Annotated in this window: 25 protein-coding genes; 15 read left to right on the forward strand and 10 right to left on the reverse strand. The window is 63.7% G+C overall.

Going from position 1 to position 17,660, the window contains the following annotated elements; genetic code table 11:
- Nucleotides 1-42: 42 nt before the first annotated feature.
- Entirely contained in the window at nucleotides 43-837 is a 795-nt protein-coding gene (locus tag ACU8HS_RS14820; RefSeq protein ID WP_112562727.1) for a response regulator, read from the reverse strand.
- A 274-nt stretch (nucleotides 838-1,111) separates the two neighbouring features.
- On the opposite strand from ACU8HS_RS14820, the gene ACU8HS_RS14825 reads away from it, so the two are divergent.
- Both ACU8HS_RS14825 and ACU8HS_RS14830 read left to right on the forward strand, forming a co-directional pair.
- Complete coding sequence (locus ACU8HS_RS14825) at nucleotides 1,112-1,318, forward strand: NepR family anti-sigma factor (RefSeq protein WP_112562725.1); 207 nt, start codon at nucleotides 1,112-1,114, stop codon at nucleotides 1,316-1,318.
- Nucleotides 1,319-1,327: 9 nt separating this feature from the next.
- Entirely contained in the window at nucleotides 1,328-1,882 is a 555-nt protein-coding gene (locus ACU8HS_RS14830) for an RNA polymerase sigma factor (RefSeq protein ID WP_007815244.1), read from the forward strand.
- Nucleotides 1,883-2,027: 145 nt separating this feature from the next.
- Here the strand turns inward: ACU8HS_RS14830 and ACU8HS_RS14835 are convergent, their stop codons facing one another.
- The 7 genes from ACU8HS_RS14835 to hemP all read right to left on the reverse strand — a co-directional run bounded on the left by ACU8HS_RS14835 (nucleotide 2,028) and on the right by hemP (nucleotide 7,132).
- Nucleotides 2,028-2,429, reverse strand: coding sequence for a hypothetical protein (locus tag ACU8HS_RS14835; RefSeq protein WP_112562723.1), 402 nt, complete (start codon nucleotides 2,427-2,429; stop codon nucleotides 2,028-2,030).
- Nucleotides 2,430-2,534: 105 nt separating this feature from the next.
- Complete coding sequence (locus ACU8HS_RS14840) at nucleotides 2,535-2,885, reverse strand: DUF883 family protein (protein WP_447014631.1); 351 nt, start codon at nucleotides 2,883-2,885, stop codon at nucleotides 2,535-2,537.
- A gap of 133 nt (nucleotides 2,886-3,018) precedes the next feature.
- Complete coding sequence (locus tag ACU8HS_RS14845) at nucleotides 3,019-3,813, reverse strand: heme ABC transporter ATP-binding protein (protein ID WP_447014632.1); 795 nt, start codon at nucleotides 3,811-3,813, stop codon at nucleotides 3,019-3,021.
- Between the two features lie 10 nt (nucleotides 3,814-3,823).
- A complete protein-coding gene (locus ACU8HS_RS14850; protein WP_112562717.1) occupies nucleotides 3,824-4,933 on the reverse strand; it encodes an iron ABC transporter permease in 1,110 nt (369 codons plus the stop codon).
- Between the two features lie 2 nt (nucleotides 4,934-4,935).
- The gene (locus tag ACU8HS_RS14855) at nucleotides 4,936-5,865 is read right to left on the reverse strand and encodes a heme/hemin ABC transporter substrate-binding protein (RefSeq protein WP_447014633.1); all 930 of its coding nucleotides are present in this window, start codon (nucleotides 5,863-5,865) and stop codon (nucleotides 4,936-4,938) included.
- 11 nt (nucleotides 5,866-5,876) lie between these two features.
- Nucleotides 5,877-6,926 (reverse strand): ChuX/HutX family heme-like substrate-binding protein, encoded by a 1,050-nt coding sequence (locus ACU8HS_RS14860; protein WP_112705921.1) that lies wholly within the window; start codon nucleotides 6,924-6,926, stop codon nucleotides 5,877-5,879.
- Nucleotides 6,927-6,946: 20 nt separating this feature from the next.
- On the reverse strand, nucleotides 6,947-7,132 hold the full coding sequence (gene hemP / locus ACU8HS_RS14865) for a hemin uptake protein HemP (protein ID WP_112562711.1): 186 nt from the start codon (nucleotides 7,130-7,132) through the stop codon (nucleotides 6,947-6,949).
- A 180-nt stretch (nucleotides 7,133-7,312) separates the two neighbouring features.
- On the opposite strand from hemP, the gene ACU8HS_RS14870 reads away from it, so the two are divergent.
- The 5 genes from ACU8HS_RS14870 (at nucleotide 7,313) to ACU8HS_RS14890 (ending at nucleotide 10,277) form a co-directional block, all read left to right on the forward strand.
- On the forward strand, nucleotides 7,313-7,759 hold the full coding sequence (locus tag ACU8HS_RS14870) for a hypothetical protein (RefSeq protein WP_447014634.1): 447 nt from the start codon (nucleotides 7,313-7,315) through the stop codon (nucleotides 7,757-7,759).
- 71 nt (nucleotides 7,760-7,830) lie between these two features.
- Nucleotides 7,831-9,168 carry a TonB family protein gene (locus ACU8HS_RS14875; RefSeq protein ID WP_447014635.1) on the forward strand — a complete coding sequence of 446 codons (1,338 nt, stop codon included), beginning with the start codon at nucleotides 7,831-7,833 and terminating at the stop codon, nucleotides 9,166-9,168.
- Nucleotides 9,169-9,275: 107 nt separating this feature from the next.
- Nucleotides 9,276-9,683 (forward strand): DUF2325 domain-containing protein, encoded by a 408-nt coding sequence (locus ACU8HS_RS14880; protein WP_112705918.1) that lies wholly within the window; start codon nucleotides 9,276-9,278, stop codon nucleotides 9,681-9,683.
- A complete protein-coding gene (locus tag ACU8HS_RS14885) occupies nucleotides 9,680-9,952 on the forward strand; it encodes a hypothetical protein (RefSeq protein WP_113413579.1) in 273 nt (90 codons plus the stop codon). The genes ACU8HS_RS14880 and ACU8HS_RS14885 overlap by 4 nt, the downstream gene beginning before the upstream one ends.
- Nucleotides 9,953-9,962: 10 nt before the next feature.
- Nucleotides 9,963-10,277: an antibiotic biosynthesis monooxygenase family protein gene (locus tag ACU8HS_RS14890; RefSeq protein ID WP_112562701.1), complete on the forward strand. Its 315-nt coding sequence runs from the start codon at nucleotides 9,963-9,965 to the stop codon at nucleotides 10,275-10,277.
- A 245-nt stretch (nucleotides 10,278-10,522) separates the two neighbouring features.
- Here the strand turns inward: ACU8HS_RS14890 and ACU8HS_RS14895 are convergent, their stop codons facing one another.
- Complete coding sequence (locus tag ACU8HS_RS14895; protein WP_113413581.1) at nucleotides 10,523-10,894, reverse strand: DUF423 domain-containing protein; 372 nt, start codon at nucleotides 10,892-10,894, stop codon at nucleotides 10,523-10,525.
- Nucleotides 10,895-10,896: 2 nt separating this feature from the next.
- Nucleotides 10,897-11,286, reverse strand: a complete 390-nt coding sequence (locus tag ACU8HS_RS14900) for a group II truncated hemoglobin (RefSeq protein ID WP_112562697.1) — start codon at nucleotides 11,284-11,286, stop codon at nucleotides 10,897-10,899.
- Between the two features lie 249 nt (nucleotides 11,287-11,535).
- Here ACU8HS_RS14900 and ACU8HS_RS14905 point away from each other — a divergent pair, with 249 nt between their 5' ends.
- The 8 genes from ACU8HS_RS14905 to ACU8HS_RS14940 all read left to right on the forward strand — a co-directional run bounded on the left by ACU8HS_RS14905 (nucleotide 11,536) and on the right by ACU8HS_RS14940 (nucleotide 17,637).
- On the forward strand, nucleotides 11,536-12,099 hold the full coding sequence (locus ACU8HS_RS14905; RefSeq protein WP_112562695.1) for a TetR/AcrR family transcriptional regulator: 564 nt from the start codon (nucleotides 11,536-11,538) through the stop codon (nucleotides 12,097-12,099).
- Between the two features lie 164 nt (nucleotides 12,100-12,263).
- On the forward strand, nucleotides 12,264-12,605 hold the full coding sequence (locus ACU8HS_RS14910; RefSeq protein WP_112562693.1) for a DMT family transporter: 342 nt from the start codon (nucleotides 12,264-12,266) through the stop codon (nucleotides 12,603-12,605).
- A 185-nt stretch (nucleotides 12,606-12,790) separates the two neighbouring features.
- Nucleotides 12,791-13,576: a ThuA domain-containing protein gene (locus ACU8HS_RS14915; RefSeq protein ID WP_447014636.1), complete on the forward strand. Its 786-nt coding sequence runs from the start codon at nucleotides 12,791-12,793 to the stop codon at nucleotides 13,574-13,576.
- A gap of 9 nt (nucleotides 13,577-13,585) precedes the next feature.
- A complete protein-coding gene (locus tag ACU8HS_RS14920; RefSeq protein ID WP_447014637.1) occupies nucleotides 13,586-14,629 on the forward strand; it encodes a Gfo/Idh/MocA family protein in 1,044 nt (347 codons plus the stop codon).
- A 207-nt stretch (nucleotides 14,630-14,836) separates the two neighbouring features.
- Nucleotides 14,837-15,676, forward strand: a complete 840-nt coding sequence (locus ACU8HS_RS14925) for an aspartyl/asparaginyl beta-hydroxylase domain-containing protein (RefSeq protein ID WP_113412079.1) — start codon at nucleotides 14,837-14,839, stop codon at nucleotides 15,674-15,676.
- Nucleotides 15,677-15,892: 216 nt separating this feature from the next.
- A complete protein-coding gene (locus tag ACU8HS_RS14930) occupies nucleotides 15,893-16,405 on the forward strand; it encodes an RrF2 family transcriptional regulator (protein WP_447014638.1) in 513 nt (170 codons plus the stop codon).
- Between the two features lie 12 nt (nucleotides 16,406-16,417).
- Complete coding sequence (locus tag ACU8HS_RS14935) at nucleotides 16,418-17,200, forward strand: SDR family oxidoreductase (protein ID WP_447014639.1); 783 nt, start codon at nucleotides 16,418-16,420, stop codon at nucleotides 17,198-17,200.
- The gene (locus tag ACU8HS_RS14940; RefSeq protein WP_447015909.1) at nucleotides 17,197-17,637 is read left to right on the forward strand and encodes a cupin domain-containing protein; all 441 of its coding nucleotides are present in this window, start codon (nucleotides 17,197-17,199) and stop codon (nucleotides 17,635-17,637) included. The genes ACU8HS_RS14935 and ACU8HS_RS14940 overlap by 4 nt, the downstream gene beginning before the upstream one ends.
- The last annotated feature ends 23 nt before the right edge of the window (nucleotides 17,638-17,660 follow it).

Below are 17,660 nucleotides of genomic sequence, written 5' to 3' on the forward strand. Positions count from 1 at the left end.
CATCGTCGCCGGAATGGTTCCGGCGCGGCCGAAATTCGCGTTTCAGGCCGCCACGCGGGTCGTTTCGTTAAAGAAAAGCGCCTGGCTGATCAGAGCCTTGACCATGTCGGGGTTGAACGGCTTGGTGACGAGGAAGGTGGGCTCCGGCCGCTCCCCGGTCAGCAGCCTTTCAGGGAAGGCGGTGATGAAGATGACGGGCACGCTCGACGTCTTCAGGATATCGTTGACGGCATCGATGCCCGAGCTGCCGTCGGCGAGCTGGATATCGGCCAGCACCATGCTCGGCTTGGTCTTGTTGTAGAGGGCGACGGCCTCCGCATGGGTGCGGGCGATGCCGGTGACGCGGTGGCCGAGGCTTTCGACCATCTGCTCGATATCCATGGCGATCAGCGGCTCGTCCTCGATAATCATGATATCGGTCGCCACCTGGCGCGAGATCTCGTTCGAAGCCTTGTCGAGCAGCTGCATGGTTTCCTCTTCGGTGATCTCGAGGATCTCGCCGATTTCGGAGACGCGGAAATTCTCCACCGAGGCCAGCAGGAAGGCCTGGCGGGCGAGCGGCGAGACCTTGGAGAGGTTCAGCGTGGCGCGCTGTTCCCAGGCATAGGGAGAGGACGGTTCCGGAATCTCGACCGCGGTGGAACCAAACAGTTGCGTGAACAGTTTGTAGAGTGCAACGCGGTCATTCGCGGTATCCGGGAAAATGGAGAGATCGGCGATGATCGCTTCCAGGACGGCGGCGACATAAGCATCGCCCGATGTCTGGGTGCCGGTAAGCGCGCGGGAATAGCGACGCAGATAAGGAAGGTGCGGCGCAATTCGAGTGGAAAGTGTCATTAAAAAACTCCCGTCTGCAGGCCGGTAATGGCTGCAATGACCTGAAAACGCCGCCTCGGTAAAAAAGTTCCGGAGGCGAGGAACTTTTTTTGCGATGCCGCATTACCCTATCCGACAAATGAAGGGCGTCACGTTTTGACCCATGCGAACGGACTGGAACAGAGCCATCAAGGGTTCGAAAGAGCCGGCTTGATCGATCCGGTATCGGTTCCATTTACCTTTAAGGGGGAATTTGCCTTTCATCCCGAGACAACAGGCAAGAAGTGATCAGTTGATGACGACAGCAAAGACAGAAGCATCGGACGAGCGCCAGCTGGAACTCAGGGCGAGCGATTTACTGGATCCGAACAATCAGATCGGCGTCAGGCTGCGGTCGCTTTATGCCGCGGTACAGGAAGAGGCCATTCCCGACCGCTTCCTCGACCTTCTGGAAAAGCTCGACCAGGCCGAAATGATGGCTTCCGCAAAGATGGCCGAATAGGATATCCGCATGGAAAAAGCGCAACCGAGCTTCAAGCGCGAACTCCTGGCGGCCCTGCCAAGCCTTCGCGCTTTTGCCATCTCGCTGATCGGCCGGCATGACCGGGCCGACGACCTGGTTCAGGACACGATCATGAAGGCCTGGGCCAAGCAGGACCATTTCGAGATGGGCACCAACATGAAGGCCTGGCTCTTCACGATCCTGCGCAACGAGCTTTACAGCCAGATGCGCAAGAGCGGCCGTGAAGTGCAGGACAGCGACGGACTGTTTACCGAATCCATGGCGACGCATCCGTCCCAGTACGGCGCGCTCGACCTGCAGGATTTCAAGAAGGCGCTCGACCAGCTGCCGCCGGATCAGCGCGAAGCGATCATTCTCGTCGGCGCCTCGGGCTTCTCCTACGAGGAAGCGGCGGAAATCTGCGGCTGCGCGGTCGGCACCATCAAGAGCCGCGTGAACCGCGCGCGCCAGCGGCTGCAGGACCTGCTGCAGATCTCGGGCGAGGCGGATTTCGGCCCGGACGCCACCTCGGCGCCGCTGACCTCGAAGGCCTTTGCCTTCTGATTGACCCGTTTCCTGGGAGGAAGGATGGCCGGCTGCCCCATCGGGCGCCGGCTTTTTTATTGCCGCCGAACGGATATCGCGGCGCGCCGCATGCACGGGCGCGCCGCGTTCTTCCGATGTCGAAGCGCAGGCAGAATTGGCGGGATCAATCGTCGCGCCTGGACCCCACGAGATTGGCGGCGACAAGGGCGGCAACGATGCCCGCCGTCAGCAGCGGCTGCGAACGGACGAGGCCGAGGCCGACGGTTGCCAGAGATTCGAGGGCCGCGCGGCGCTCGCGGGCGCGGCGGGCTTCCTGGTGGTTCATGATCGTCATGATGACGAAGACGACGATGGCGATCAGCAGGGCGCAGGCTGCCAGGAAGAGCGATGCGCCGATCGGCCCGTAGATGCCGGCAAGCCAGATGGCCCCGGCGGTGACGGCCAGCGCATAGGCGGTCAGGACGAACAGCAGTGCAACGGCAATGAAGATGCTGTTGCGCTTGGTGCGCTCCACGGTGCGTTGAACGCTCGTGCCCACGAGCAGGCTCAGGATCGGGAAAAGCATCGAGCCTCCTAAAGCGGTTCCGGCCATATGCGCGGTGGTTCTGCGTCCGGAATCGGGTTGAAACGAAGAGATAGGGCGGTTCGCCTCCACAAGAAGGCAAACGGCCTAGCGGCGGGCGAGCATGGCGACGAGCAGGCCGAAGGCGGCGGCGGCGCCGACGGTTGCCAGCGGGTGGCGACGCACGGTGCTTCTGACTTCGCTTGCGCCGCGCAGGTAGCTCTGCTGCAATTCGCGCAGCAGGTCCTCGCTCCGGCCGAGAATGTCCTCGTAACTTGCCGATACCTGCGAGCGCAGCTTCTCGCCCTGATGGCGGGAGGTCTTGCCGAGAACATGGGTGAGTTCGGCAAGCTCTTCGCGCAGCGCCTCGATCTGCTCCTCGATGCCGGTTTCGAGATTGTGGAGGGCGCCGTTGCGGCTGCGGCGGCTGCGGCTGGAATGGAAGAGGGAGTAGGCCATGTCTGTCTCCATTGCTGGGCGCAGAAAAGCGCCACCCGGTTTCGCGCGGGGTCAGCGCCATCAATGGCACGGAAGGGAGCGCCCGGCTTTGACCCAAATCATTGCGGACAACGCATTCGGGCGGGAAAGGTTCCTAGCCGGCGGCAAGCGCGCTGTGGGCCAGCACGAAAGGCGTGCCGTCGGACGGCACCTGATTGACGCGTAGCGGGCAGCCGAAGACGGATTGCATGCATTCGTCCGTCAGCACCTCGCGCACGGTGCCGGAAGCGGCCAGCCGGCCGGATTTCATCAGCACGATCCTGTCGGCGAAAAGGGCCGTCAGGTTGAGATCGTGCATGACCGCGATCACCCCGCCGCCGCGCTCGCAGAAATTCCGCGCCAGCCGCATGATCGTCAGCTGGTGGCTGATATCGAGGCTGGAGACCGGCTCGTCCAGCAGCAGCCAGCAGGGCTTGCCGCCGACGGTGGGCTCGGCGATCTGGCAGAGAACGCGGGCCAGCTGCACGCGCTGCTGCTCGCCGCCGGAAAGCTCCTGGTAGAAGCGCCCTTCGAAGCCCATGAGATCGACGGCGGCAAGCGCTCTGGCGGCCGTTGCATCGGCCTGGTCGGCATGAAGGTTGAGGCCGGAGGTCAGCCCCATGCGGACGATTTCCCGCACCGTGAAGGGAAAGGAAATGCTGCTTGCCTGCGGCAGCACGCCGCGAACCGAGGCAAGCTGCCAGGGTTTGAGCGTGCGCACTTCCTCGCCGTTCAGGAGCACCGAGCCGTCATAGGCGAGTTCCCCGGAAACGGCCTTCATCGTCGTCGTCTTGCCGGAGCCGTTGGGGCCGGCAATGGCGGTCAGTTCGCCGGCCCTTGCGGCGAAGGCGACATGCTGCACGATGGTCTTGCCGGAAAGGCGCACGCTGACGCCGGAAACTTCGATCATCGGGGCAAACTCAAAGGGCAAGGCGCGAGCGCTGCCGCAGCAGGATCCACAGGAAGAAGGGGCCGCCGACGGCCGCCGTGATGATGCCGATCGGCAGTTCGGCGGGGGCGACGATGGTGCGGGCCAGCACGTCGGCAAAGATCAGCAGCGAGCCGCCGAGCAAAGCCGAGGCCGGCAGCAGGAAACGGTGGTCGGGGCCGATTGCCATGCGCAGGATGTGCGGCACGACGATGCCGACGAAGCCGATGCCGCCGCTGACGGCAACGGAGGCGCCGGTTGCGGCCGCCACGGTGACGATGGCGACATTCTTCAGCCGCTGCACCGGCACGCCCATGTGGAAGGCGGCGGCCTCGCCGAGCGTGATGGCGTTCAGCCCGCGCGCCATGAAGGGCAGGGCGACGAAGGAGAGGAGAATGATCGGGCCGGCAGCCGATATCTTGATCCAGGTGGCGCCGGCAAGCGAGCCCATGCCCCAGAAGGTGAGGTCGCGCAGCTGCTGGTCGTTGGCCATATAGATCAGCACGCCCGTCAGTGCGCCGGCGAGCGCGCCGAGCGCGATGCCGGCAAGCAGCATCGTGGCGACCGAGGTCCGGCCGTTGCTGGTGGCGACGCGGTAGAGCAGCAGCGTGGTGGCAAGGCCGCCGCCGAAGGCTGCGAGCGGCAGGGCATAGATGCCGAGGGCCAGGTAGAGCGGCGCTGCGACGCTGCCGCCGAGCACGATCATGACGACGGCGCCCAAGCCCGCGCCGGAGGAAACGCCGACAAGGCCGGGATCGGCGAGCGGATTGCGGAACAGGCCCTGCATGACCGCGCCGGACACGGCAAGCGATCCGCCGATCAGGAAGCCGAGAATGGCGCGCGGCAGGCGGATATCGAAAATGATGATGCGGTCGCGGGCGCTGAGAGCCGTTTGCGACCCCGCCATGTTTCTCACGACATCGAGGATGGAGGCGTCCGAGGCCCCTGTCGTGACGGAGAAGAGCAGGGCGAAGACGGAAGCCACGAGGAGGAAGGCGATTGCCAGCAGGGCGAGTTCGGTCCTGTCGCCCGCCTGCCGGCTTTTGCGGAATGCCGCCGAAAGGGATCGCCTGTTGTCCGTCATGGCTTCCGGAACGGCCATCGTCAGCCCCCGTAGATCGCCGCGTTGAGCTCGCGCACGGCGCTCGCCGTGCGCGGGCCGAAGCCCAGCAGGTGCAGGCCGTCCATGCGGATGATCGCCTTCTTCTCGCCGGCGGGCGTGATCGCGATCGCCGGCTGGGCCAGCAGGTCCTCGTTCTTCGTACCCGCGCCGTCGCCGCGGTTCATCATCAGGATGACGTCGGGCCTGGCGCTGACGATCGCCTCGTCGGTGAGCGGCTTGTAGCCGGGGAATTCGCCGATCGCGTTGACGGCGCCGGCAAGCTTGATGACGCCGTCGGCGGCCGTGCCGGTGCCCGAGGCCATGATGCGGCCGTTCTGGGCGCTCAGGATGAAAAGCACCCGCTTGCGCTCGGCCTCGGGGCGCTTTGCGGCATCGGCGACCGCGGCATCGAGATCGGCGCCGACCTTTTCTTCCAGCGCCTTGGCCTTTTCCGGCACGTTCAGGAGCGTGCCGACGCGGTCGATCTTGGCGATGATGCCGTCACGCGTATAGGCGTTGGGAACGGTTTCGAAGGGCACGCTGGCATTCTTCAGAACGTTCAGCGCTTCCTGTGGGCCGGAACCCTCGACGGCGATGATCGCCGTCGGGTTCATGGCGAGAATGCCTTCCGGGGAAAGGGCGCGCATGTAGCCGACATCGGGCAGTTTCAGCGCGGCTTCCGGATACATGCTCGTCGTGTCGCGGGCGATCAGCCGGCCTTGCTCGCCGAGCGCGTAGATGATCTCGGTGACGTCGCCGCCGACCGAAACCAGCCGCGACGTATCGAGCTTCTTCTCCTCGGCATGGGCGGCGCGGACGAAAGCGTAACCCTCGCCCGCCGGTGCGGCCGGGATCAGCGGCAGGGCCATGACGGCAGCGCTCAAAGCCAGTTCCCAGAGGCGGATCCGGCGCAGGTTGTGAGGCATCTTCATCGCTCCGATCCTCACGCGGCCACGCTTGCGGCCCGCGGCAGGTTTTCCATGATCTGGCGCCATTCGGCGCGCTCGTCGGAGCCTTCCTTCCGCTTGCCGAAGAACTGGATAATCATATCGCCGTTGGCGTCATAGGCTTCGAGCGAGGTGACGTGGCCGTCCCTGGTCGGCTTGCGCACGGCCCAGGTCTCGGCAATGTGGTCCTGGCGCAGGTGCAGGTGGAAGGTCTCGTCGAGGATATTGATCCACGGACCCATCGGCTGGACGTTGAAGATCGGTCCGGAATGGATCTGGACGATGCCGTTATTGGCAACGAAGCACATGATCGGCAGGCCCGACTTGACGGAGGCGTGCATCATTTCGGCCGTCGCCCTGTTGTCGAGTTTCCAGGCGTAGTCGTCGCCGACGGTGCGCACGGCGGCCTGCCGGCCGATCTTCAGGCGCTTCAGCATGCCGAAGAACTCGTGCGTGTCGGTCATCTTGCTCCAGTTGTCGCGCAGTTCCTCCTTGCTGACGTTGCCGTCCTCGTCGGAGGCGAAGGAGGCTTCGGCCTCCGCGAATTCCTGGCTCTGGTCTTCCAGCGTCAGCTCGGCGACGATGCGGCGGTAGGCTTCGACATTGGATGCCGGGCGCAGGTGGATCTTGTGGATGGCGCTGCCGGTCCTGTCGAAATACTGGAGGCTGAGGCGCTCGGTGTCGCCGTCCTTCTTGGTGACGGCAAAGGCATGTGCCCAGCGGCTCGGGAAGATGCGCAGGTCGATGTTTTCGCCGAGCACGATCGCGTTGTGTTCGCCGACCTTGATGTTTTCGTAGACGCCGATCTTCTCGTGAACGGCGCTTTCGTTGCGCGACAGCGCCAGGACCTCGCCGAGATCGGCGACGCGCTCCAGGAGCCTAGCGGCGCTGGCATCGATGCGCGTTGCACTGATGCCGACTTCGGCGGCGACGAGGGCGGCTTCGGAAATCTTGAGCTGCGCGGCAATGTCGCGCTCGCGCATCTTCGGATTTTCGGCGCGGAACGCGCGGATTTCTGCTGGTGCCGGTCTGGTCTGCTCGGTCATGTCCTACCCTGCTGTCAAGCTTACTTGTTGAGAATGAGTTTGCCCTGACGGGTGATCTTCAGGCGGTAGATCAGGCCGTCGTGCCGAATCATGATCTCGTTGGTGCCGGCAAAAAGGTCGCCGCTTTCGAGAACGCGGATATCGGCCGCCGCAGCTTCGTTGCGCGGCGGTGCGAGCTTAAATGTATCTGGCTTTTCAACCATCATTTCGGTTGGCTTATTCCGTGATTGCGGGGGTCAAGACCCCGGTTCCGGTGACATTTATCTTGACTTTCATACTCATAGTTTTTTAAAGACGCAATAATTGAAGACAATCGCAGTCAAGTTTTTGATCGGGCTGCTGCGAACCCGCCGGCAGCAGCCAATTTGCCATATGGAGAGACGATAATGATGGGTCGGTTTGCTGCTTTTGCGGCCAGCGTGCTGTTTTCGGTGTCGGGCGTGGCCGGGGCCCATGCGCAGGATGCGGCAGCGGCCGCCAGTGCCCCCGCCGCCGGACTCGATGTCGAGCTTAACGCGCTGGCGCCCTCGCAGAAGGGCTGCATGATGACCTTCGTGGCCGAAAACAACCTGGCGGCGCCGATCAACAAGATCTCCTTCGAGCTCGCCTTCTTCAACGACAAGAACGCCGTCGACCGCATCACCGTGCTCGACTTCCGCGACCTGCCGCAGGGCAAGAAGCGCGTGCGCCAGTTCGATATGCCCAACGTCAAGTGCGAGACGGTCACGCGCATCATCATCAACGATACGCCGGTCTGCGACGGGCCGGCGACCGGCGAATGCATGAAGGGTCTCGTGACCCGCTCGCAGATCTCCGTTCCTTTCGAGGGTTAAGGCGGGTCGAAGGCTAAACCCAGGCCGGGCCGAAGCCCGGCGCGCATGTTGCAGTCTGTCCGAGGCGTAAAATGGCAATTTCAGCGAAATCCAGATCGAGACACGTGCTCATCGAGGAGGCGAGCGCTGACGGCAGCCTGAACGACAACACGCCCGGCATGCATCCCGGCCACGAACTGTCCGACCTGCGCAACGCGCAGCGCCAGCCGGCCGGCGAGCAGGTCATCCACTATGCGCGTTTTGCGCAGATCTCGTCCTTCCCCGATCATCCGCAAGCGGCGCCGGCCGTTGCCTCCGCGCCGCCGCCGATGGATGCGGCGGTGGAAAAGCAGGAGGACGAAAAGGCGCCGGTGCGGCGGCGGCTGACGCTGACCTGCATCTGCTCGCTGATCTTCCATGCGGCGTTGGCGACTGCGCTGATCGTCGCTTTTCCCAAGGCGCCCGAGGAGGCGATCGAGGAAGCCGGCGAGGCTGTCAGCGTCGTCATGTACGGCAATTCCGATGTCGACCAGACGGCCGCCGGCGAGACGGAAACGACCGTCCAGGAAGAAATCATCCCGGAGGCGGTCGAACCCGATACGATCCAGCCGACGGAAACGCAGACGGCGGAGGTCCAGCCCGAAACCGTTCAGCCGACGGCGCTTGCGCCGGCCGAGACGCAGGATCCCGTTCAGCCGGCGCCGGCGCAGGAAGTGACGCGCGTCTCGCCCGAGACGGCTGCGGCCGTCGAGCCGGAAATCCTGGTCTCCGAAGTGCCGGCAGAGGAATCCGTCGTGCAGCCGATGTCGACGGTCGTTCCCGAACAGCCGACGCCTGTCGATACGGTCAGTTCCGAAGTGCAGCCGGCAGAGGTTCAGCCTGTCGAGACGGCGACGGTGCCGGAGGAAGTCAAGCCGGTCGAAACGGCGGAAATCCAGCCCGAGCCGGAGCAGCCGCAGGAGGTCGTGACCCCGGCGCCGAAACCGAAGCCGACAGTGCAGGAAAAGCCGAAGCCGGTCGAGAAAAAGCGGCCGCCGAAGAAGACGGCGGGTTCGCGCGGCGAAGGCCAGCAGGATTCCCAGCGCGGCGTGGCCGAAGGCACCTCGCAGGCGCAATCGGACAGCAATTCGCGGGCCGCCGGCAACAATAGCGGCATCGGGACCGCCGCGACGGCAAATTATACCGGCAAGGTTCGAAGCCGTATCCGTCGCGCCATCAGGCAGCCTCGCGGCGTTCAGGGCAGCGTCGTCGTCACTTTCTCGGTGAGCGGCAGCGGCAGCCTGACGTCGGCGCGCGTATCGCGGGGATCGGGCGTTCCGGAAATCGACCAGCTCGCCCTTGATGCGGTGCGCCGCGCGGCGCCTTTCAGCCCGCCGCCGGGCGGCCAGTCGATGACCATGTCGGTGCCGATCGAGATCACGCCGCGATAATATGATTAAAACATTCAACTTTATACTTTACTCTAAAAATCAAGTTTAATAAGGTCCGTTCGCACACGCAGGAATCGTGTGACGATCAACGAGCGAACGGGTGGTAAATGGCTCGCAAGGCGAAGAAGGGGGCGAACCGGGAGATCCGCGTTCAGGCCGATCAGGAGAGCAGACAGGCCTCCTCGGGGCGCTCCAAGCTGGATGGCCGCAGTTTCCTCTATGTCGGCGGCCGCGATTGCCAGGTGGCGCATTTGCGCGAGATTGCCAGCAGCTTCGGGGCGGAACTCATCCATCACGACGGCGGCCTTCGCGAAGCCGTTTCGCGCATCGATACGCTGCTTCCCTCCGTGGACTGCGTCTTCTGCCCCATCGACTGTATCAGCCACGATGCCTGCCTGCGGGTGAAGACCGGCTGCAAGAAGTTCAGCAAGGCTTTCATTCCGCTGCGCAACGGCAGCAAGTCCAGCCTGGAGCGTGCGCTGCAGACGATGAACGAACGAGACAATTCCCGATGAACGACGAACGCCCTGACGGGTTTACGATGATCGGCCTGCACAAGCTTGCCGCACATGGCGGCGACGGCCTGGTGCCGGAGCTTTACGCGGTTTTCCTGGAAAATGCGGCGCGCCAGCGCAGCTATCCCAATGTCGTGCTGTTTCCCGCCTGGGAAGCGCGCATGCCCGGCGAGGCGGCCGCAAGGCCCGTCGGCGCGGATGCGGCCGCCGGCAATAATATCGTCGCCTTTCCGCGCTATGCGCAGCGGGCGAGCAGGAAGAAGGCGTGAGGAATTTTCGATGTATATCGCGATGAACCGCTTCAAGGTGGCCGCCGGCGCCGAAGGCGATTTCGAGAATGTCTGGCGCAACCGCGATTCCGGCCTGTCGCAGGTTCCGGGCTTCGTCGAATTCCGCCTGCTGCGCGGCAAGGCCAATGCGGAGGAAGGCTACACGCTGTTTTCCTCGCATACGCTCTGGGCGAGCGAAGAGGATTTCCAGAACTGGACGAAGTCGGAGAATTTCCGCGCCGCCCATCGCAATGCCGGGGACAACAAGGCCATGTACAAGGGGCCGCCGGTATTTGAAGGTTTCAACGTGGTCGAGGGCGTGTAAGCGGCCTGCGTTTTGGCGGCGTAGTCTGCCGCTTGCTCATCCCCTTCTCCCCAGCGGGGAGAAGGTGGCCCGAAGGGTCGGATGAGGGGGCTCCGGGCGCGGCGCCGACAATCTGGTCGTTTCCGACTTCCGACCCTACTACAGGCCGAAACCTCGTTGATGTCTAACAAAATTACGGTCGGCCATCGCAGCCCATCATCCGCCCTTCGGGCACCTTCTCCCCGAGGGGCAGAAGGGGGGGTGGGTTAGGCCCGCACCCGCCAGAAGGCGCTCGCAGAGACCGCCAGCCAGCCCAGCATCATCCCCCAGCCGCCGGTCGGCGCGGCATAGGGGAAGAGGCCGGCGCCGGTGAAGCGCAGGGTGACGAGGTCGCCGGCAAAGAGCAGGGTTCCCACGATCATCAGCAAGCCGGCGAGCCAGGCGGTTCTAACCCTGGCCGCGCCGATCGCCAGGGCCAGAAGGGCCGGGGCGTGGGCGAGGCACATGGCGGAGGCGGAAGCTGCGAGATGGGCCTCGCCGCCGCCGTGGGCGGCAAGGGCGGCAAGGGCCACCCCGGCAAGGCCGAACAGGCCGGCGAAGAGATAGAGCACCGGCTCCAGGCGCGCGTTCAGGCTCATGGCTATTCCTTGTTCTGCATGTGGTGGGCGAGGCGCTCGACGGGCGCCCAGATGAGATCGCGCAGGGCCTTGCTGGCGATGGTCTCGTCGATCGCGCGGCGGAAGCAGAGCAGCCATTCGTCGCGTTCGAGCGGGCCGATCTCGGCCACGAAATGGCGGCTGCGCAGGCGGGGATGGCCGCGCTTGTCGGTATAGAGCGGCGGGCCGCCGAGATAGCCGGTCATATATTCGTAGAATTTCTCCTCGCTGCCTTGGAGATCCGGCGGATGCACGGCGCGCACATGCCTTGCTTCCGGCAGCGTATCCATCAGCTCGTAGAAACGATGCGTCAGCGCCCGGACGGCCGGATCGCCGCCGATCGCCTCATAGAGTGTGGTGACATTTTCCGTCACGAAACCATCCCTTCATTACCCGTCCCGGCGCAGCGCTGACCCCTGCGCCGCCCCCAGGCTCCGTCTCTCGCATCGCATTGTCCGAAAACCGTTTCAGGCGGCCCGGTCCGGTGTTCTAGATGCACCCGATCAAAAAGGATCGCAACTGTCATCAAAACAGCGCGGCATTTCGCGCATAATCCCTTGCGGGGCAGGGGCTCCGGCAGATTTCCCTTGACAAAACCGTCTGGACGGTATCTTTGTAAAACCATGTCAAACGCTCACCATCGCAAGAAACAACCCGTGCTCGTTCGCCAGCAGCTGCTGGAGGTCGCCGCGCGTCTTGCCGGGGAGCAGGGCATGGGCGCCGTCACGCTCGATGCGGTTTCGGCCGCGTCGGGCGTCAGCAAGGGCGGGCTGCTGCATCACTTCCCCACGAAGAATGCGCTGCTGGACGCCCTGTTCGAAAGCCTGCTCGAGAGGTTCGACGCCGACATGGACGAGCTGATGCGCGGCGATCCGCTGCCGCAGGGCCGTTTCTCGCGCGCCTATCTGCAGGCGGTGTCCGGGCTGAAGGATCGGCCCGACGATTCCCGAAGCTGGACGCAGGTGACGATCGCGCTCTTGGCCGAACCCCGGCTGCGCCACCGGTGGCGCGAATGGGTGGCGGCAAGGGCCGAGGAATATATCGGCACCGATTCGGCGCTCGACACGCTGATCGTGCGGTTTGCCGCCGACGGCCTGTGGTTTGCGGATACGCTGGAAAGCCACGATATCGACGACGGACTGAGGCGAGAGCTGATCGCCCGCCTCATCGAGCTGACCCACAAGTAGAGCCGGGGCCTCCCTCCATTCTCAGGATGACGGGGGACGCTCCACCCCTTCGTTTCCAGGCAGGTCCGGACGCAGAGCGCCTCCCACGTTCGCCGGCATTGCTGGAGCTTGATATTGCACAATTCCGCGCACAGGGCGGAACGTGTTTGAAAAGGAATACCGCCATGAACCCGGCTGCCGTCTACGGGCTGCTCGTCGCAGCCATCGTGCTCGAAGTGATCGGCACGACCGCCCTTCAGCTGTCCCAGCAGTTTACCCGGCTCGGGCCGACAGCACTCGTCGTCGCCTGCTACGGGGCGGCCTTCTACTGCCTGTCGCTGACGCTGAAACATATTCCCGTCGGCATCGCCTATGCGATCTGGAGCGCTTTGGGGATCGTGCTGATTTCCTCCGTCGGCCTCGTCTTTTTCAAGCAGCGGCTGGATACGCCCGCCATTATCGGGCTCGGGCTGATCATTGCGGGCGTGGTCGTCGTCAATCTCTTCTCCAAGACCGTTTCCCATTGATGTGAAAGGGGATTTTTGCCGGCAGTGCGGCGGCTGAAAATCCCCTTTGTCAAAATCGCGGCAAAGGTCTATGTCTTCTTCCGACGCGGAGGAGGAACGGTTTTGGCTGGCCATCTTTCCAAAGCGCTTTGAATCCCGCCTTTTCGCCTGCCGAACATATCCAGAAGTTCTAGAGGAGCATCGCCATGGCCATTCGCACCGTCGTCTGGGGTGAGAACATCCATGAGAATACCAATGCCATCGTCCGCGAGATCTATCCCGAGGGCATGCACACGACCATTGCCAAGGCGCTGAACGGCGACCCGGCGATTTCGGCGACCACGGCCACGCTGCAGGAGCCGGAGCACGGTCTTTCCGAAGCCCGGCTTGCCGAGACCGACGTCCTGACCTGGTGGGGCCACAAGGACCACGGCGCGGTTTCCGACGTCGTCGTCGAGCGCGTCGCCAAACGGGTCTGGGAGGGCATGGGCCTGCTGGTGCTGCATTCGGGCCATTTCTCCAAGATCTTCAAACGGCTGATGGGCACGCCCTGCGCGCTGAAATGGCGCGAGGCGGGCGAGCGCGAGCGGCTGTGGACGATCAACCAGCGCCACCCGATCGCCGCCGGCCTCGGCGAGCATTTCGAGCTGGAGAACGAGGAAATGTACGGCGAGCAGTTTTCCGTGCCGGAGCCCCTGGAGACGGTGTTCATCTCCTGGTTCCAGGGCGGCGAGGTGTTCCGCTCGGGCCTGACCTGGCGGCGTGGTGCCGGCAACATCTTCTATTTCCGCCCCGGCCACGAGACCTACCCGACCTATCACGATGCCAACGTGCAGAAGGTGCTGATCAACGGGGTGAAGTGGGCCTATAACCCGGCGGGCGCATTGAAGAGCATTACCGACGCCCCAAATGTGCCGGTAGAAAAAGCCCTGGAGCCGATCGTCGAACGCGGCCCGAGACTGCACCAGGCCGGCGAAGCCGGTTATCGCTGAGGAGCATCCATGCGACTACTCGTTCTTGGTACGGGCCTGATGGCAAAGAACCAGCTCGACCACTTCACCCGCATCGACGGCGTGGACGTGGTCGGCGCCGTCGATACGGATGCCACCCGCCTTGCCGCCTTTGCCGACAAGTTCAATATCGAAAAGCGGTTTCTGTCGCTCGACGAGGCGATCGCCTGGGGCGAATTCGACGCGGCGACCAATATTACGCCTGACCGCATCCACCACCCGACGACGATGGCCCTGATCGCCGCCGGCAAACATGTGCTGTGCGAGAAGCCGCTGGCGGAGAACTATCCGAAGGCGCTGGAGATGACGGAGGCGGCGGAAGCGGCCGGCGTCATCAACATGGTCAACCTCACCTACCGCAACGTCGCACCGCTGCAGCGGGCGCGCGAAATGGTGCTGGCGGGCGAGCTCGGCACGATCCGCCATGTGGAGGCGTCCTACCTGCAGAGCTGGCTGGTCTCGCGCGCCTGGGGCGACTGGCGCACGGAATCGACCTGGCTGTGGCGCTTGTCGACCGGCCACGGCTCGAACGGCGTGCTCGGCGATGTCGGCATCCACATTCTCGATTTCGCCGCCTATGGCGCGGCCACCGATATCGACCATGTGTTTGCGCGGCTGAAGACCTTCAACAAGGCGCCGGGCGGGCAGATCGGCGAATATCTGCTCGATGCCAACGACAGTTTCACCATGTCGGTGGATTTTGCCAACGGCGCGCTCGGCGTCATTCACGCGACGCGCTGGGCGACCGGCCATCTCAACGAGCTGAAGCTGCGCATCTACGGCGAGAAGGGCAGTCTCGAAGTCAACCATCGCCCCGACGGTTCGGACCTTCGCGGCTGTTTCGGCGAGGACATCGAAAGCGCCACCTGGCGCGACATCGCGGTGCCGGCCGTGCCGACCAACTACCAGCGCTTTGCCGAAGCGGTCAGGACCGGCAAGCAGGACGACCCCACTTTCCGCCATGCCGCCAATCTGCAGAAGGTGCTCGACCTCGCCATGGTGACGGAGCGCGACCGCCGCGAACTGAAGATCTGATCTTCCTCCCGATAGCTTTCGAGATCGTTGCCGCCGCCCGGCAAGGCGGCGGTAACATGCGGCAATTCATCGCTAAAACCTGTACTTAAGTGTACTTGAGCGACGCCCGGCACTATCCATATTTGCTCAATGGTCAACGCGTAACCCTCGTGTCGGCTCTTGCGCGGCAGGCCATGCAATTTCCTTGAGCCCCCCAATGGAAAGCCCATGACTGACGTTATCTCCAACTCCACCCTTCCCGAAAAACCAGCCGCCGCAGCCCAGACGCAGGAGTTCGCCACGGCCGGCATTGCCCCGATGGACCGGCCGAGCGCGATCACGCGCTTCTTCATGAGCATTGTTGCCTGGGCGGAGGGCCTGAACTTCAAATATGCCAAGCTCGGCAATCCGCCTGTTTACGACAATGCGGTGTTTCCCTGGGCGAAGGAGGTCGAAAAGGCCTGGCCGCAGATCCGCGCCGAGCTCGACCGCGTGCTCCTGCGCCAGAGCGAGCTGCCGAGCTTCCAGGACATCTCCACCGACGTGCAGACGATTTCCAAGGATAACCGCTGGAAGACCTTCTTCCTCCTCGGCTTCGGGGTGAAATCGGAGCAGAATATCCAGGCCTGCCCGGAAACCTGGAAGGCGGTGCAGAAGATCCCCGGCCTGAAGACGGCGATGTTTTCGATCTTCGAGCCCGGCAAACACCTGCCGGCCCATCGCGGCCCCTATAATGGCGTGCTGCGCCTGCATCTCGGCATGATCGTTCCGGAACCGGCCGACAAGCTCGCCATCCGCGTCAAGGACCAGATCTGCCACTGGCAGGAGGGCAAGGCGCTGATCTTCGACGATGCCTACGAGCACGAGGCCTGGAACCACACGGACAAGACGCGCGTCGTCCTCTTCGTCGATTTCGTCAAGCCGCTGAAATTCCCGGCGCGGCTGATCAACTGGACCCTGCTCAACCTTGCGATTTTCACGCCGTTCATCCGCGAAGGGCTCGACAATCACAAGGAGTGGGAGAAGAAGTTCTATGCGCAGGCCGAAGCGCTGCGCAATCGCGGCTGAGGCGGGGCTGCGCCGCCCCAGCATAATCCTCCGAACAGGCCGCACACGAGGGAAGAGAGGTTGAGGCTCCGCAATCGCGGGGCCTTTTCTTTATGCGGCGCGCCGAATTGCACGGCGGACCTGTGTGGAAACGATCGCTGAACGCATCGTTCACCGAAGCGACATTGACCGCTGCGATAATCACGGATAAAGTTTATCCATGATTGGAGACAGCCGATGAAACTCAGCGAAGGCGTGGAACAGGCAATTCATTGCATGACCTTCCTCAGCGGATTGTCCGAGCAGGGCGTGCTGTCGGCGGCGGCCCTTGCCGAGCTTCACGGCGTTTCGGCAAGCTATTTGCTGAAGCACCTGCAGGCTCTTTCCGGTGCGGGACTTCTTCTCACGGTGCCGGGGCCGAAGGGCGGCTACGGGCTGGCGAAGGCGCCTCACGAGATCAATCTGCTCGATATCGTGCTTGCGGTGGAGGGGCCGGCGCCGGCCTTCCGCTGCGCCGAGATCCGCCGGCGCGGTCCCAATCACCTGCCGGCGCGCTATTTCACCAGACCATGCCAGATCAACGCCGCGATGCTGAGGGCCGAGAAGGCCTACCGCGCTGAACTGGCCAAGGTGACGATCGCCGATCTTGCGGCGGAGGTCGCTGCAGACGACGACGGCAGCATCGCCGCGCGCGGCTGCGCTTTTCTTGAACGCAACGAACGGAAGACGGGCAACCGCGCCGCGTCATAGGAGAAAGATAACATGAACACATCAAAGAAGGTCGTCGTCATCGGCGGCACGGGCCTCGTCGGTTCGAAAGCAGTCGCCATTCTGCGCAATGCCGGTCACGAGGCCGTCGCCGCCAGTTCGCGAAACGGGATCAACGCCTTCACCGGCGAGGGCCTGCAGGCCGCGCTTGCCGGGGCCGATGCGGTGATCGACGTTTCCAACCTCATGTCCTTCGACGAACCGGTGATCCGCAATTTCTTCGCGACGGCCAGCCGCAACCTGACCGAAGCGGAAAAATCCGCCGGCGTGCGCCATCACGTCGTTCTTTCCATCGTCGGGACCAGCGGGCTTTCGGGCAATCCCTATGTCGGCGGCAAGCAGGCGCAGGAGGAGGCGGTGAAGGCGTCCGGGCAGGACTATACGATCGTGCGCGCCACGCAGTTCTATGAATTCCTGGATGCGCTGGCCGATGCCTATGCCGATGGCGCCGGGCTGAAGGTTCCCGATATCGCCTTTCAACCGATCGCCGCCGCCGATGTCGCCGCTGCCCTGGTCAAGGTGGCGCTCGAAAATCCGCGCAACGGCATCGTCGATCTTGCCGGTCCCGATCGCGGCGCGTTCGCGCAGGTAATGCGCAGCTATCTCGCCGCAAAGGGCGACGGGCGCGCCGTGGGGGTGGATGCCTCGCTCGGCTATTTCGGGGCGCCGGTCACGGCCACCTCGCTCGTTCCGACCGGTGATTTCATCCAGGGCCGGATCACGCTGGCGGACTGGCTCCGTCAACAGAACAATGAAACGAAAGTGGAGAAATCCTGATGAAGACCATGCTTTATGCCCTGGCTGCGCTCGTGCTTCCGGTCACAACCGCCTCGGCGTACGACGTCGCCAAGGGTGAACTCGTCTATGAGACGAAGGGCGCCAGGGTGACGGAAGTCTATGCTCACGTGCTGCCGGACAATCCGGGCAAGAGCGTCAAGGGCGTGCTCGTCGAATATGAGCCCGGCGGCTACAGCTCTGCGCATACCCATGCCAAGTCGGCTCTCATCTACGCGACCGTTCTCGAAGGAGCGATCCTGAGCGGGGTGAACGGCGGGGAGGTGAAGACCTTCACCAAGGGAATGAATTTCACCGAGCTTCCCGGCGACCGGCACGATGTCAGCGCCAATGCCAGCAAGACGGAACCGGCAAAACTGCTCGCCGTGTTCGTGGTCGACACCGACGACAAGGTGCTGACGACGCCGCGCAAGCCCTGATTCCCGGCAGGACGCATGGAAAC

It is taken from the genome of Rhizobium sp. KDH_Rht_773_N (assembly GCF_052946295.1).

Coding starts and splice junctions, on each gene's coding strand:
- ACU8HS_RS14910 (WP_112562693.1), top strand. CDS start 12,264: ATGAACCCGGCTGCCGTCTACGGGCTGCTCGTCGCAGCCATCGTGCTC.
- ACU8HS_RS14825 (WP_112562725.1), top strand. CDS start 1,112: ATGACGACAGCAAAGACAGAAGCATCGGACGAGCGCCAGCTGGAACTC.
- ACU8HS_RS14840 (WP_447014631.1), bottom strand. CDS start 2,885: ATGGCCTACTCCCTCTTCCATTCCAGCCGCAGCCGCCGCAGCCGCAAC.
- ACU8HS_RS14935 (WP_447014639.1), top strand. CDS start 16,418: ATGAACACATCAAAGAAGGTCGTCGTCATCGGCGGCACGGGCCTCGTC.
- ACU8HS_RS14845 (WP_447014632.1), bottom strand. CDS start 3,813: ATGATCGAAGTTTCCGGCGTCAGCGTGCGCCTTTCCGGCAAGACCATC.
- hemP (WP_112562711.1), bottom strand. CDS start 7,132: ATGATGGTTGAAAAGCCAGATACATTTAAGCTCGCACCGCCGCGCAAC.
- ACU8HS_RS14915 (WP_447014636.1), top strand. CDS start 12,791: ATGGCCATTCGCACCGTCGTCTGGGGTGAGAACATCCATGAGAATACC.
- ACU8HS_RS14880 (WP_112705918.1), top strand. CDS start 9,276: ATGGCTCGCAAGGCGAAGAAGGGGGCGAACCGGGAGATCCGCGTTCAG.
- ACU8HS_RS14925 (WP_113412079.1), top strand. CDS start 14,837: ATGACTGACGTTATCTCCAACTCCACCCTTCCCGAAAAACCAGCCGCC.
- ACU8HS_RS14860 (WP_112705921.1), bottom strand. CDS start 6,926: ATGACCGAGCAGACCAGACCGGCACCAGCAGAAATCCGCGCGTTCCGC.
- ACU8HS_RS14850 (WP_112562717.1), bottom strand. CDS start 4,933: ATGGCCGTTCCGGAAGCCATGACGGACAACAGGCGATCCCTTTCGGCG.
- ACU8HS_RS14920 (WP_447014637.1), top strand. CDS start 13,586: ATGCGACTACTCGTTCTTGGTACGGGCCTGATGGCAAAGAACCAGCTC.
- ACU8HS_RS14870 (WP_447014634.1), top strand. CDS start 7,313: ATGATGGGTCGGTTTGCTGCTTTTGCGGCCAGCGTGCTGTTTTCGGTG.
- ACU8HS_RS14895 (WP_113413581.1), bottom strand. CDS start 10,894: ATGAGCCTGAACGCGCGCCTGGAGCCGGTGCTCTATCTCTTCGCCGGC.
- ACU8HS_RS14930 (WP_447014638.1), top strand. CDS start 15,893: ATGAAACTCAGCGAAGGCGTGGAACAGGCAATTCATTGCATGACCTTC.
- ACU8HS_RS14890 (WP_112562701.1), top strand. CDS start 9,963: ATGTATATCGCGATGAACCGCTTCAAGGTGGCCGCCGGCGCCGAAGGC.
- ACU8HS_RS14885 (WP_113413579.1), top strand. CDS start 9,680: ATGAACGACGAACGCCCTGACGGGTTTACGATGATCGGCCTGCACAAG.
- ACU8HS_RS14835 (WP_112562723.1), bottom strand. CDS start 2,429: ATGCTTTTCCCGATCCTGAGCCTGCTCGTGGGCACGAGCGTTCAACGC.
- ACU8HS_RS14820 (WP_112562727.1), bottom strand. CDS start 837: ATGACACTTTCCACTCGAATTGCGCCGCACCTTCCTTATCTGCGTCGC.
- ACU8HS_RS14855 (WP_447014633.1), bottom strand. CDS start 5,865: ATGAAGATGCCTCACAACCTGCGCCGGATCCGCCTCTGGGAACTGGCT.
- ACU8HS_RS14830 (WP_007815244.1), top strand. CDS start 1,328: ATGGAAAAAGCGCAACCGAGCTTCAAGCGCGAACTCCTGGCGGCCCTG.
- ACU8HS_RS14875 (WP_447014635.1), top strand. CDS start 7,831: ATGGCAATTTCAGCGAAATCCAGATCGAGACACGTGCTCATCGAGGAG.
- ACU8HS_RS14905 (WP_112562695.1), top strand. CDS start 11,536: ATGTCAAACGCTCACCATCGCAAGAAACAACCCGTGCTCGTTCGCCAG.